Origin of the sequence: Aporhodopirellula aestuarii, from assembly GCF_023701485.1 — a bacterium.
In the GTDB taxonomy this organism is placed as follows: Bacteria; Planctomycetota; Planctomycetia; order Pirellulales; family Pirellulaceae; genus Rhodopirellula; species Rhodopirellula aestuarii.
Genome location: NZ_JAMQBK010000084.1, coordinates 1 through 13486, shown reverse-complemented (window position 1 = coordinate 13486; position 13486 = coordinate 1). Strand labels below are relative to the sequence as shown.

General features: G+C 56.7%; 10 protein-coding genes. 6 read left to right on the top strand and 4 right to left on the bottom strand.

The window, feature by feature from the left end; translation table 11 throughout:
* Window positions 1–5 precede the first annotated feature (5 nt).
* Together NB063_RS27580 and NB063_RS27575 are read right to left on the bottom strand one after the other, a co-directional pair.
* Window positions 6–1409 (bottom strand): hypothetical protein, encoded by a 1404-nt coding sequence (locus tag NB063_RS27580; protein ID WP_250932287.1) that lies wholly within the window; start codon window positions 1407–1409, stop codon window positions 6–8.
* A gap of 18 nt (window positions 1410–1427) precedes the next feature.
* The gene (locus tag NB063_RS27575; RefSeq protein ID WP_250932286.1) at window positions 1428–2381 is read right to left on the bottom strand and encodes a DUF6263 family protein; all 954 of its coding nucleotides are present in this window, start codon (window positions 2379–2381) and stop codon (window positions 1428–1430) included.
* 346 nt (window positions 2382–2727) lie between these two features.
* Between NB063_RS27575 and NB063_RS27570 the strand changes: the two genes are divergently transcribed.
* The 3 genes from NB063_RS27570 to NB063_RS27560 are packed head-to-tail and all read left to right on the top strand — an operon-like array spanning window position 2728 to window position 5727.
* Complete coding sequence (locus NB063_RS27570) at window positions 2728–3975, top strand: PQQ-binding-like beta-propeller repeat protein (RefSeq protein WP_250932285.1); 1248 nt, start codon at window positions 2728–2730, stop codon at window positions 3973–3975.
* Between the two features lie 5 nt (window positions 3976–3980).
* Window positions 3981–5033, top strand: a complete 1053-nt coding sequence (locus NB063_RS27565; protein WP_250932284.1) for a hydantoinase/oxoprolinase family protein — start codon at window positions 3981–3983, stop codon at window positions 5031–5033.
* A 46-nt stretch (window positions 5034–5079) separates the two neighbouring features.
* The gene (locus tag NB063_RS27560; RefSeq protein ID WP_250932283.1) at window positions 5080–5727 is read left to right on the top strand and encodes an amino acid kinase family protein; all 648 of its coding nucleotides are present in this window, start codon (window positions 5080–5082) and stop codon (window positions 5725–5727) included.
* A gap of 27 nt (window positions 5728–5754) precedes the next feature.
* On the opposite strand, the gene uvrA is transcribed toward NB063_RS27560, so the two are convergent.
* Window positions 5755–8757 (bottom strand): excinuclease ABC subunit UvrA, encoded by a 3003-nt coding sequence (uvrA, locus tag NB063_RS27555; protein ID WP_250932282.1) that lies wholly within the window; start codon window positions 8755–8757, stop codon window positions 5755–5757.
* A gap of 120 nt (window positions 8758–8877) precedes the next feature.
* On the opposite strand from uvrA, the gene NB063_RS27550 reads away from it, so the two are divergent.
* Complete coding sequence (locus tag NB063_RS27550; RefSeq protein ID WP_250932281.1) at window positions 8878–10248, top strand: family 16 glycoside hydrolase; 1371 nt, start codon at window positions 8878–8880, stop codon at window positions 10246–10248.
* Between the two features lie 20 nt (window positions 10249–10268).
* Here NB063_RS27550 and NB063_RS27545 read toward each other — a convergent pair whose 3' ends face one another.
* Window positions 10269–10931, bottom strand: a complete 663-nt coding sequence (locus NB063_RS27545) for a hypothetical protein (RefSeq protein ID WP_250932280.1) — start codon at window positions 10929–10931, stop codon at window positions 10269–10271.
* A 303-nt stretch (window positions 10932–11234) separates the two neighbouring features.
* Here NB063_RS27545 and NB063_RS27540 point away from each other — a divergent pair, with 303 nt between their 5' ends.
* Both NB063_RS27540 and NB063_RS27535 read left to right on the top strand, forming a co-directional pair.
* Window positions 11235–12776, top strand: coding sequence for a hypothetical protein (locus tag NB063_RS27540; RefSeq protein WP_250932279.1), 1542 nt, complete (start codon window positions 11235–11237; stop codon window positions 12774–12776).
* A gap of 105 nt (window positions 12777–12881) precedes the next feature.
* On the top strand, window positions 12882–13373 hold the full coding sequence (locus tag NB063_RS27535) for a DinB family protein (protein ID WP_250932278.1): 492 nt from the start codon (window positions 12882–12884) through the stop codon (window positions 13371–13373).
* Window positions 13374–13486: the final 113 nt, after the last annotated feature.

Below are 13486 nucleotides of genomic sequence, written 5' to 3'. Positions count from 1 at the left end.
GCGATCTACAAGATCAAGTTCATTCCCAACACGAGGCTATCCTGCACAACATCTCGATCGCTCACGGTCGTGATGTTGATCAACGGGGCGAATCCGCTGCTGCGAACATATTCAACTGAAGCCTGGCAGTGGTCTCCCAACCGCTTGCCATATCCGATGACGAGTTGGCTGTTGAACTCGAATTCACTGCCTGATGGGCCTTGCTCGCCGGAACTCCAACTCACGCTGGCATGAGAACCTCGCGGGCCCCGATCAAACCAATACGCCGCCTCGGCTCGATACGCAAAGACAGTCGACGCAGTCACCGGCCAATCATCGGTGGTCGTCACGTATTCCCCCGCCAAAGTGATTCGGTCGACGTCGAGCCGTCCATTGACGGACCAAGCGCTGTTGTAGTCCGCACCAAACTGGTTCGCATCGAGATGTTCGGCGGTGAACCCGTCGTAAATCGTCCCGAGCAAAAACCCGCTGCCGAGCTGCAATCGGTTGTCGATGTGATCTCCGACGGTATAAGTCACGTTCGCCGCGAGGTTATTGAGTTTCCCCCGTTCGGGAGAATCGTTCAGCCGAATGCCACGCCCGCCGTTAATTCCTGCCAGCGTCACGTCCCATGTGCCATCGTGGTACCCACCTCCGATACCTTCAGCAAGTGCGGCAAAGTAGTGCCACGTGACGCTCTGCGTGAACGGACTCAACGTACTGAAATCGCCAAACCCGACGCTCTTCTTTCCGATGTAAAGATAGAAAGGTGACACGCGCCAATCACCAATTACCGCGTACGCTTGTCGGACCTGAAGGCTGCCCTGCTTAAAATCACCAAACGAAAACACGTCCGAGAACAGCACTTCGGTGTAAACGCTCGCAAAAGGCGCTACGTGAGCAGTCGCGTGAGCATTCGCTTGCAGCATCCGTGCATCGGTGGCGGTATTGCCGCTGAAGTCCGTCGGAAAACGGCCGAGATAAGGAAACTTATCGGCGGTGTTGGTTGTCCCCGCAAGAAACGACAACCGCGACTGCCCTCCAACAATCACGACCGGACCGTGATCGCCGCGAATGGCGTGATCTTCAAGAACCATGAGTTCTTTGTCAGTTTGCCGATTCTGAAAGTCCAGCAACGCGTTGGTCAATGGAGTGTCGAGCTGCAACCAATCGTGGGGCGATGAGGAGTAAGCATAACGATCACAATCGCAACTCATCCCGACGCAGGTCATTCCATCGCAACCAAGCTCTTCAAAATCGATCCCGTCGCAACCGACCGCATCACTCGGTCGCAGCGGATCGGGATCGAGCACCGCGTAGACGGAGTCATCAGTCACCGATGCGACTTGACCAATCGCGACCGATGCCTGGCCGGCGATCAGGATCACGCACGCTACGGCAGAAGCGGCAATCGTTCGCGGAGTATGCATGACGTGTGTTCTGCTGGCCTATCGACGCGAGTTCGACGATGACGCCGCGGACTTCACGGTGTCCTCGTTAACGAGCTCTTCTGTCATGCGAGCCCGATATTCCATCATGCTTCCCGCACCTTGGAATCCGACAACGGTTTCGTCCCAGTCGAGTTCCTTACCGAGCAAGTAACCGTTGTCGACGTCGAACCGGACGCTACCGTTGCTGAGCTGCTGAACGATCTGGGCTCGCAACGATTCCTCATCAATCGGCGTCAACGTTTGGCTCTTGATCGCGATCGTGGCCACTCCGGCTTTGACTTTTTTCAGCGTATAAACTTGGCGGATTTTGATCGTCTTGACTTGCCCATCATCCAGGCGGGCTTGGATTTCTGATGGCACGGTCCAGCTTTCGCCGACCGCAACCGGTTCAGCAGGCAGCGTCAGTGTGAGCGATCCCATCCCGAGCGATGATTTCGACCCCGCATGGCTTTCGCGGTTCAGTTCGGTACCTTTGCCATCAATGGTGACAGTGGCCAACGGAGTACCGATCTGTTCGGCGACGACGCTGAACGCGGCCGGTGGTTTTTCGCCGGCCAGGCTGCTCCAGCGAATTTCGGGCTTATCGCCGTTTTGTTGGGTCATTTCGACCGAATCGATCTGATGATCAAACGTCATTTTTTCACCATCCGCGTCACGAACCTTCCAGCTCCGGACGCTGGTCGTGTGCACGTTGGCGATTTCTTCGGTACCGTTCATCCGCGTTTTGGTTTTCGCGACGTGGGTCACCTTGTAACGGATCGTCTGGTTCGGCGAGAGTTGGTGTCGCAGCGTGTATTTTTCTTCGGCCGAGGTTGTGAGCACACTCTCGCCAGTGTCCGTGCCGGTTGGTCCGGCGGCGAGTGCAACCGACGACATTCCGAGGCCGAGAATCGCGATGGAAAGACTGCGGCAAACGCGAGAAAGATGCGAAGTTCGCGATCGATAAGACATGGCGGCGTGGACTCCTGAATGGTCGAGCGGGTGTTTTACCGCCCGCATATATCAAATGCCCTGCGACGGCTGCTAGCCAAATCGCGTCAAAGGCCCAGCAAAAAGAGCGATCTTCACGCTGTTATTGGCATGTTTTTTTGACGGTTGACCCTCGGTCGGGTTGCTCGGAATCACGCTTCCGCCGGTCTTTTCGTCATCGATCCATTGCATGAGTCGGCTTGAATCGCTGTCGCGTCGATTCGTCAGACGCTAACCTGACCGTATCCGACGCCAGTTTCCGGGGCGGTTCACTTACTTATTTGTGTTTCATTTCCCCGCCGCCCCCTCTGTGAAAGCGATTGATCCGATGAATTTATTCCGAGGAGCATGCCACGCGTTTTGTTGCATTGCCACATCCGCAGTGACGTGTTTGCCCGTTCACGCGGATACGGACTGGAATCAATGGCGAGGCCCTAACCGCGATGGTGCAGCGGGCACGCGGCCGTGGCCGAATCAGTTGCAAGGTAAATGGAATCAAGTCTGGGCCCACGAACTCGCTCCCAGCTATAGCGGCCCGGTCGTACAAGATGGTTTCGTGTTCACGACCGAAACGATTGACAAGAAAATCGAACGCGTCACTGCCTACGATCTCGTCACGGGTGAAAAGGCTTGGACGCGGGAGTGGCCGGGGTCGCTCGCCGTCCCGTTCTTCGCAGCCGCCAACGGCGACTGGATCCGCTCCACCCCCGTTTCCGTACCTGGATCGCTGATCGTTCTCGGAATGCGCGACGTGTTAGTGCGGTTTGATACCAAGACGGGCGAAGAAAAATGGCGGATCGATTTTCCGCTAACCTACAAAACACCCCTGCAACCTTTTGGCGCCACATGCTCACCGATGATTCACGATGACGCCGTCTTCGTGCAGCTGGGAGGTGGTTTGACGAAGGTGGACTTGGAAACGGGCGACGTCACTTGGCAAGCCCTCGCCGGAGGCGGTGACATGTCAAGCACGGGAGCGTTCTCGAGTCCCACGATCGCGACGATCTGCGGTGTGGAACAGTTGCTCGTTCAGACCCGCGAAAAATTGTGTGGTGTCTCGCCGGATACAGGCAAGGTGCTGTGGGAAGAACCGATCGCATCGTTTCGCGGGATGAATATTTTGACACCGTTGGCGATCGGCGATGCCGTGTTCACGGCCGCCCACAGCGGCTCAAGTCAAATGTTTGACATCACTCACGATTCCGACACATGGAAGGTAAACGAACGCTGGCGTCAAAAGACGCAGGGATACATGTCATCCCCCGTGGTAATCGGCGAACATCTTTACATGCATATGAAGAACGAACGTGCGGTTTGCCTGTCGATCGCTGATGGTGAGATTCGCTGGACGAGTCCGCCGGTCGGCAAATACTGGAGCATGGCGCACAACGACAACAAGATCCTGGCTCTTGCCGACGACGGCGTCCTGCGTCTCATCGATCCGAACCCCGAACGTTTTACCGTGATCGATGAAATCAAAGTCGCAGACGACAGTTGGGCGCATATCGCGGTCCAGGGCGACCTCGTAATCGTCCGGGCTCTCGATCGTCTCGCAGCCTACCGTTGGGGCGGCTAAGAAGCGTGAACGTCCCGCATCCGAATCCGCAACCGACGATTCTCGGAATCGATATCGGTGGTGCCAATTTGAAATACGCGACCGAGGATGGTCGTTCGTTTGAGCGTTCGTTTGCATTGTGGACGCGGCACCGAGAACTCAGTGAGCAGCTAACCACCGACATCGGTCGGTTTGATGGCATACGAAAGCTGGCTGTCACCATGACGGGTGAACTCGCGGATTGTTTTGCCGGACGCGCCGACGGCGTTCGACAAATTGTGTCTTCCGTCGCCAATTGTGTTTCGGCGACTTCGGCAGAGACAGCGTTCTTTTATGGAACCGATGGGCGATTCCATGACGCCGAAAGTGCTACGGCGAATTGGGAGAACGTTGCCGCGTCGAATTGGCACGCACTGGCCAGATGCGTCGGAATGCGGCTCGCAAAAAACGCGTTGCTTGTCGACATCGGGTCAACAACGACCGACGTCATTGCGATTTGCGACGGCGAAGTGATGACCTCCGCCGCCACAGATTTCCAACGTTTGTCCGGCCAATCGCTTGTCTACGTCGGGTGTCGCCGAACGCCGGTTTGTGCGTTGGTGTCTGAATTGCAAATACGCGGCAAGCATGTTCCCGTGATGAACGAAGTCTTTAGCACGATCGATGACGCAAGGTTGCTGCTCGGTTTGCAACAAGAAGATTGCAACGATCTCGAAACGGCGGATTCTCAACCCCGCGACCGTGTCCACGCCAAAACACGCGTCGCGCGCATGATCGGACTGGATAGCGACCAAATCAGTAACGCCGAATCGGTGGAACTGGCCCAGCAAATCCACTCCGCTGCTGTAGCCAAGATCCAATCCGCCGTGCAACGATGGTGGTCCTGTCTCAACCAATCGGCGACGCAGACGCCGGTAGTTGTATTGAGCGGACACGGCCAAGATCTTATTTCGCCACCCGAGAACGTCGCCGTCATGGATCTGCGAAACGAATTATCGGGTAGTTTGTCGCGAGGTGCTCCATCGTGGGCGGTCGCGGTGTTGGCAAGGCTGGAGATGGAGGTGGGGCCCGTTCTATGATTCTGATTTCACGTGTACCAGTTACCGCACCAACACGGAATCACTGATGCTGCGAGTACTCAAAATTGGAGGCAGCTTGCTATTGCGTGAGGACCTTCTCGGCGACCTTCGCGAATGGTTCGTTCGTCAACCGCCGGCGATTCATGTTGCCATTGCCGGAGGAGGTGACATGATCAATGCGGTACGCCACTGGGATCGATTGCGACCGAGCAATTCTGCCGACATCCACTGGCGATGCGTGCACATGCTACAGTTTTCGTTCGAGTGCTTAAAAGACTCCTTTCGCAAAGATGCCCGCTGGCCCGACCTTGATTCGATCGATGACCACGCGTCATTCCAACGGTTCATCGAAAGCATCCAGACGTTTGCCGATGAGGCTAGCGATTCCAATCAAGCGAACCGCTTCATCTTGTGCAACGTCCCCGCATTCTATCGACGCGATGTTGAAGAACGCCCCGCCAACACGCGCCTCCCCGAATCGTGGGACACGACCACGGATTCCATCGCCCTTTGGCTTGCCGAACAGATCGCAGCGGACGAATGCGTTCTTTTGAAGTCATGCGAAGTCTCGGATCATGCATCGCTGGAGGATCTGGTGCAAAGCGGTGTCATCGATTCGGCGTGTTCGCTTTTCACCGACAGCCAATTTACGATTCGTGTCGAGCGATTGCCTCAGGCCGGCACGCAGGAGTGAGCTCGAAAACGAGCTTAGCGTGCAACATCACTTGCGATGTGTTACACGTTCGGAGCGGACGATCGTGCCACCTTCGTCGGCAGCACCCGGTCCAACTTCAACGATCCAATCTGCCGCCGCGACTAACATCGGATGATGCTCAATCACGATCAGTGAGTGACCATCGGCGATCAATGCGTCGAAGCATCCGATCAGCCGTTCGACGTCAGCAAAATGCAATCCCGTCGTCGGTTCATCCATCAGAAACAGCGTGCGACGGCGAGACGAACCGGCTAAGAACGCCGCGAGCTTCAAACGTTGTGCCTCACCACTGGAGAGGGTCGTCGCGGGCTGGCCGAGGTGAATGTATTCCAATCCGACATCGATTAAACGCTTGAGCCTCGACTGAACCTTCGGCATCGTGCGGAAGAACCGATAGGCTTCACCCACCGTCATCTCCAGCACGTCCGCGATCGTACGGTCACGATAACGAATCTGTAGGACTTCCTCGCGATAGCGTCTTCCGCGACATTCAGGGCAACGCATCGACACGTCGGCAAGGAACTGCATGTCGACGGTTTGCACCCCCGCGCCTTCACACGCGGTGCATTGGCCCGCCGCAGAATTGAAGCTGAAATGCCCCGGTTTGAAGTTGCGGATTTTCGCGTCCACGGTTTCGGCAAACGCTTTGCGAATCTCATCGAACGCTTTCGCGAACGTCACCGGGCAACTGCGTGGACTGCGGCTGATCGGAGACTGATCGACCAGGAGACAATCCTCGAGCCGTTCCACTCCCTCGAGACTCTTGTAAGGCAACGTTTGGGCGGCATCGGCGCTGATGGTTTCACCACGACGATGCGACAGCCTCGTTGAGACCGCACCAAACAATGTGTCATGAATCAAGGAACTCTTGCCGCTACCCGAACGCCCCGTCACCACGCATAGCGTCCCGAGCGGGAAGGAGACGTCGACGTTTTTCAAATTGTGTCCCGACGCGCCTGACAACTTGACAAACCCGCTAGGTTCTCGCGCCGATCGTCGTCCGGAGAGATCTTCCAATTCGTTGCACAGATATTCACCGGTTACCGATTCCGAATCATCCTTCAACTCCTCGGGCGTGCCCACAAACGTGATGCGTCCGCCCCCCACTCCCGCTTCGGGGCCGATCTCGATCACGTGATCCGCCGCGGCGATTAGTTGTGCGTTGTGTTCCACGGCCACGACGGTATTGCCGCGATCACGAAGTTCTATAATCGTGCGAATCAAATTGGTAACGTCATCGGGATGCAAACCCGCCGTGGGTTCGTCCAAAACGTACAGCATTCCGATCAGGGTGCTCCCCAGCGCCGATGTCAACGCGATCCGCTGAGTCTCGCCCCCCGAAAGCGTTCGGAGCGGTCGATTGAGCTGCAAGTATCCCAGTCCGACGGCGTCCATGAACCGCAACCGATCGCGGATCTGTCTCGCCGGTTCGCTCGCGATCGCATACTGTCGACGATCGTGCGACTCAGCCACCATCGCGAGCGTCCAATCCTCGGTTTCATCAACCAAACGAGATGCCGGAGTCACATCCGACTCGTCACCCAATCTCGATAGAAACGCATCGAGCTGATCGCAACGCATCGCCAGCACGTCGGCAACGTTGCGACCCTCGATCTGGTATGAGAGTGCTTCCGGTTTGAGACGTTTGCCGTGACAGGTCGGACATTTCGAGTAGCTGCGATACCGCGACGCAAAGACACGAATGTGCATTTTGTATTTTTTGCGATCCAACCACGCAAAAAATCCATCGAGCCCACCGAAGTTTCGTTCGGGGACGCCACGATGAATCTTCTTCAATTCCGATTTCTTTAGTTTCGAAAACGGCACGTCGACGCGAATCCCATAATCGTCGGCGAGAGCCAACAACTCGTCGAGCTCGTGGCTGTAGGACGGAGTGTTCCACGGGGCGATGGCACCCTCGCGAAGTGAAAGCGACGGATCTGGAACGACACGCGACATGTCGACTTCCAATACGTCCCCGAATCCTTCGCACGTCGGACAGGCGCCGAGCGGATGATTGAAATTAAAAAGTCTTGGAACGGGGTCAGGAAACTCTAAATCGCATTCGTCGCACCGCCGCCGATCACTGACAATTCGCTGCACCATCTCACGTCCGTCGATGGATACAAGCCGCGGGGCACGATCGGCGTTCGCATCGCCCGTTGTGGTCTCCGTCGCGGTTGGCTCGTAGATGACGACGGCGCGTCCGTTCCCCTCCGCCATCGCTGTCTCGAGCGACTCGGTCCATCGGGTTTGTTCGGTTTGTCCGGTCAAGCGGTCCACGACAACGATCGCGGTGGCACCACGGCTGCCGATCCTACGCGCCAACGGTCGGCGATCTTCGTCGGAGAGCTGAAAAGTTTCTCCCTTTAAGATCAACCGCAAATATCCTTCCTGTTGCAAGCCGAGCAAAATCTCACCGGCCGCGGTCCGGTCGGGTAATTCGACTTCGAACCCGACTACTGAACGTCCGACCCCCATCGACGCATCGGTCATTTCCGCCGCCACGCTTTGCGGGCTATCGATTTCAACTTTCCGGCCGCACCGGTAGCAGCTCAAATCGCCGGCTTTGGCGAACAACAACCGAATGTGCTCGGCAATCTCCGTCGCCGTTGCCACCGTACTGCGATTGTTTTTGACCGCTGCAGCTCGGGTGACTGCGATCGCCGGCGGAATCCCCGTGATCGAATCGCAATCCGGCTTTTCCAGGCGAGCGAGATACTGCCGCGTGTAAGCCGAAAAACTCTCGATGTAACAACGCTGGCCTTCGGCATAAAGCGTATCGAGCGCCAGCGATGTTTTGCCGCTGCCCGACAGCCCGCACACGACCACCAATTTTCCCCGCGGAATATCGACATCAATGTCTTGCAAATTGTTAACTCGGCACCCGCGCAGCTCGATCGGCCGCCGATCGCTCTCGGAAGCATCAAGCCGGCTCTCTGGTCCCGGAGACGCGACCGCGCATCCACCCGCTTCAGATGCCCTGCGAGTGCGAGATTTTGATTTCATAGATACTCCTGATGCCCTTTCCGCTTAACGGCGTCCGATCCGCCAATTACACTACCTGCAGGATTATTTGGCTCCGGCGAGCCTTCCCCCCACCCACACCCCGCCAACAAGCTGCCCACCATGACGAAGTGCCACTTTTTGCCGCTCGCACCCTCACGCATACGATTGACACGGTCGATGTTGATCGCGTTGATCGTTGCCGCGACGATGCTCCATTCGCTGACCGGGACAGTCGCCGTCGCTCAGGACGAGGAGACTGTCGCTCCTAAACAAACTAGAAAACAAACTCAGCAAGTCGACGCCCCCAAGGATACGGATACAAAGCCATCTAGCGAAGAGCAGGCTGACGCATCACCCGCCGACCAAAAGGCCACTGAAGACAAAACGGCAACGGACGACAAAACGCCAGCGAAAGATGAAAAGCCGGCGTCCCAGAAACCATCGGCAAAGAAGGATGAGTCGAAGGCGAAGCAACCTGCTGCCGAACCAGTTCCCGATCCGGAATGGGTTGCCAAAGGAGCGTGGCTGTTGCCCCCAACCAAAGGTCCCGCCGCAATCGATTTTTCGCTGGTCGGCGAATATGTCGGTGACGTCAAACCGGGAGAAGAAGGTGACAAGAATTCATCAAAACGTCTCGGCGTTCAAATTCGCAACCTCGGCACCGGTGAATTCGAAGCCCGTGCTTACCAAGGCGGGCTGCCCGGACAAGACTCCTACGAAGACGTTGAGCCGATGGTGCTCGTCGGTCGTCGTAGCGGATCAACGTTGGTCCTGTCGGGAGGTCCATGGGCGATGTTCGCTGGTCCCAAAGAATGCAAAATCATCGACGCATCTGGAACAACGCTCGCCAAATTGCCACGCGTGGAACGCAAGAGCCCCACGCTCGGTGCCGCACCTCCCGAAGGCGCGATCGTGTTGTTCGATGGAACCGACACCAAGGCGTTCGTCAACGGAAAAATGACCAACGAGAAATTGCTCGAGCAAGGTGCCGACATCAATTTCATGCTTAACGATTTTGACCTGCACCTCGAATTCCGAATTCCACACATGCCAGCAAAACGCGAGCAGGCACGTGGCAATAGCGGCATTTACCTCCAAAGCCGGTACGAATGCCAAGTTCTCGATTCGTTTGCCGATGCGAAAGTATTCAACGGTCTCGGTGCCTTATACCGGCACAAAACGCCGAAGCTAAACATGGCGTTTCCACCACTGACATGGCAGACCTACGACATCCACTTCACCGCTGCCCGTTTCGCAGCCGATGGCAGCAAACTGCGTAACGCCCGCGTGACTTCGTGGGTCAACGGCGTGATGGTTCAAGACGACGAGGAACTACCCGGTCCGACCGGACACGGACAACCCGAGTCGCCGACGCTGTTGCCAACCAAGATCCAAGACCACAACGACCCGGTGCGTTTCCGAAACGTTTGGGTGATCGATCGCGGTTTGGTCGGCGGTGTTGAGTTCCCGCCGATGAGTAAGTCTGAGTAATCGCTTCGGAAAGCCTGTGCTCAGTGCTTGAGCACATTGGGAAAACCGTCGCCAGACTCCTCACGCAATGAAAGCGCGGCGCGGATATGCCCGCGCATCTTTCCGGTCGTGGGCGTCAACGCAGCAATCCCGACGAGGCTGAAAAGGACAAATACAAAGTGCAACGCGTTGCCATCAATTAGCGCCAGCACGAGGTTTGCTATCGCAGCGCCTTCCAAAACGGCTTGAGCGACCAAACACGATGTTTGCATCGCTCCGAGAAATGGTCTCAGTGGCGGGGGCAGGGCCTCGTCCTGATCCCAATTCTCCCAGGCGTCTCGTGCCGATTGCGACGCCGCGGCGCCGCCCGACAACAGCTCAGCCACCTCGGGGTGGCGATGCAACTTCGTGACGGCAGCCGATCGCAACGTCATCCATAAAAAGAACGCGCTCCCCAGAGCCATTACGAAGACGCCGCCGCCTAACGCCACCAACATCACGTCGTCGTGAGGTGGCTCCTCACGTTTGAGCAGCAGCATCGCGAAAACGACCGAGATCGTGATGACTCCGGTCACCATCGCAAATGAGATGATCTGGCCAACCCGAACCAATCCACTCAGCGTGGTTGGAGTGGATTGTTGATTGCCAATACCGGCGGTTTCCGAATTGTCGACGGAATCGGAAGAAGAGGGATTGAAAGACACGCAGCAACCATTGAAAAGAGGATTCGGAATACGTTCACTCGTAATTTAACCGCTAGCCGCCTGTCCGTTGACTCCTCCGCTCAAAGATTCTCTTCGCGTGTACACCATCTCGCGAAGCAGCAGATTCGGCACATCTGCTGGCTGGCTTTAGCGGGGCCCGCGGTGCCATCTGCGGCTTCCATGCACCCGCCCCCTCGACGATTAATTGCGTTATGATCGTGCGGTTTTCAGAATTCTTGCCCATGATGCATCCGCCACGACGCGACGCTCCTCCGCGTTCGTCATTTTCAACTGCCCAAGAACATGCCCTCCGTTCATCGATCATCAGCCCTCGCCGCACTCCATCGCCTCGGTGAGATGGGGTACGGAAAGACGATGTTGATGTGGGCTGTGTTTCTATTTTTGATCTGCTGGCTGACCGGGCGTTGGGAATACCACGTCGTTTCGGACACGCCGAGCTACCAGCAGTATGTATTTTCCCCTGCCGAGGCGCTCGCGCGGGAAATCCGAACTCCGGGATACCCGTTGGTTCTTCGCGTCACCTCGTGGCTGACTTCGACCTCGGCGGTCGCGTTGCAACTCGTTGTACTCGCACAAATTCTTTTGCACGCAGCCGCCTGTACCGGGCTAATGCTTGAACTGCGTTCCTGGCGAATCCCTGCCTCGATTGCGATGATCGCGGCCGGAGCGGTGGGGATCGGATGCACATTTTGGGACAATATTTCCACGATTGCGACTGATTGTCCCGCGATGTCGCTCGGTGTGGCGACAGCGACCTGCATGATGCGCGGCTGGCGTCTCGGATTCAGCCCCCGGTTATCAACCGGCATCGCACTGCTCATCGTCGCCGCGATCTCACTGCGACCGGCCTATCTATTCCTGTTGCCCTGGGCGGCCCTGATGACGTTGGTTCGCCCTCTCAACGGACACTTGGAACCCTGGTCACGGCGTCTACGCGATGTCGTTTGGGTAACGACAATCCCGGTCGTGTTTTTGCTTGGCTGGTGCCTCTTTCGCTACACCGCCGTCAGCGATTTTGCGTTACTGCCATTTGGGCATCAAAACATGGCTGCGGTCACGACTCAGTTGCTCGACGAAGATGAACTGAAGTCGCTGCCCGGCAAGACCGGCGAACTCGCGACGAGAATTGCCGAATTACGAGTAGAAGTATCGCGTCGAGGAAGCAGCGGTCCGACGTCGAACGAAACAGCGGATGCGGCCTCCCCACTGCCAACCGTCGCTGCCGATGGGCTCGACCTAAGAACGAGCAGTGATCCCAGCAAACGCGCCGATTCGTACATGACGCTCGAAAACCGCTGGGACGCGATGACGTACCTCGTGGTCGTGCCGGCTGCCATAGACGTTGCGGGCGACGACATCGTCGATCAGCACCAATTGCTGGCTGAACTCGATAAGCAAATCGTTCGCAGCTATCCGGTCCGATACGTTCGCTGGTGGCTGCTCGCGGTCAGACGTGGCATCTGGGGTTCGGCCGCGAACATGGTCATGCATCCGATTTTCTTGGTCTTGATTTTAACCGCAACAGGCATGACGGCTTGGCGATGCCTTCGTCCAATGCCTTGCTCATCCACTGCGCAACCAAGCGGCGACGTTGTCTCGGCCGAGTCGATCGGTGGCTACCGTGCGTTTGTTTTGATGGCGATCAGTTATGCGGGTGCTAAGCTCGCATTCGTTGCGTTGACGAGCCCGCCGATCGGTCGCTTTTCGGATTCCGCTTTCGTTTTCGCGCCTAGCATCGTCGCGATTGCCTTTTTCGTCATTTCAGACGTCGATGATCGATGCAATCGTTCCTCGGGTGCCCTCGGCCCCCGCGGAGGTATATAACAGGTACTCAGTGTAACGAATTCATCAGATTGCGGACGCAATCTGAATGTCGTCTCGTGCCGTATCGGACTCTTCTTCCCCAGCCTCATCTGAGCGAATCGAACCATGAACGCAATCGAAGTCTTGAAGCAAATCTATTCGACCAGCCAAATGGTGATGTCTTCCTATGTGAGCGATCTCACGGACGAGGAACTCCTGACCCGGCCCAACGAAAACTGTAACCACATCGCGTGGCAACTGGGACATCTGATTGTCGCGGAGAACCAACTTTTGCAAAGCGTTGTTCCTGGACATAGCGTTGAGCTGCCCGACGGATTTGCTGAGCATCATGCCAAGGAAAACGCTACCAGCAACGACGCTAGCCAGTTCTTGAGCAAGGATGGCTACCTGGAACTGTTCGCAAAGATGAAGGAATCCACGTTCGCGGCACTCGATGCACTCAGCGAAGAGGATCTCGACAAACCGGGCCCGGAACATTTAGCAAGCATGTTTCCGACCGTGGGCTCGGTTCTCGGATTGGTTTCGACACACGTGATGATGCACGTCGGCCAATTCGTCCCCGTTCGCCGCGCTCTCGGCAAACCGGTCATCATCTAACCGGCAGCACGTAGGCTGGAGTTTTTCGGTATATCGGTCGTTTGATGCTAACCATGGTTGCTACGTTCAACCAAGGCTATCACCGGACTGCCAAGAATTCGTTCTGGACAAGA

What these genes read in the sequence shown, in the direction of transcription:
- NB063_RS27580 (WP_250932287.1), bottom strand. Translation starts at nt 1,409, where the DNA reads ATGCATACTCCGCGAACGATTGCCGCTTCTGCCGTAGCGTGCGTGATC.
- NB063_RS27575 (WP_250932286.1), bottom strand. Translation starts at nt 2,381, where the DNA reads ATGTCTTATCGATCGCGAACTTCGCATCTTTCTCGCGTTTGCCGCAGT.
- NB063_RS27570 (WP_250932285.1), top strand. Translation starts at nt 2,728, where the DNA reads ATGAATTTATTCCGAGGAGCATGCCACGCGTTTTGTTGCATTGCCACA.
- NB063_RS27560 (WP_250932283.1), top strand. Translation starts at nt 5,080, where the DNA reads ATGCTGCGAGTACTCAAAATTGGAGGCAGCTTGCTATTGCGTGAGGAC.
- uvrA (WP_250932282.1), bottom strand. Translation starts at nt 8,757, where the DNA reads ATGAAATCAAAATCTCGCACTCGCAGGGCATCTGAAGCGGGTGGATGC.
- NB063_RS27550 (WP_250932281.1), top strand. Translation starts at nt 8,878, where the DNA reads ATGACGAAGTGCCACTTTTTGCCGCTCGCACCCTCACGCATACGATTG.
- NB063_RS27540 (WP_250932279.1), top strand. Translation starts at nt 11,235, where the DNA reads ATGCCCTCCGTTCATCGATCATCAGCCCTCGCCGCACTCCATCGCCTC.
- NB063_RS27535 (WP_250932278.1), top strand. Translation starts at nt 12,882, where the DNA reads ATGAACGCAATCGAAGTCTTGAAGCAAATCTATTCGACCAGCCAAATG.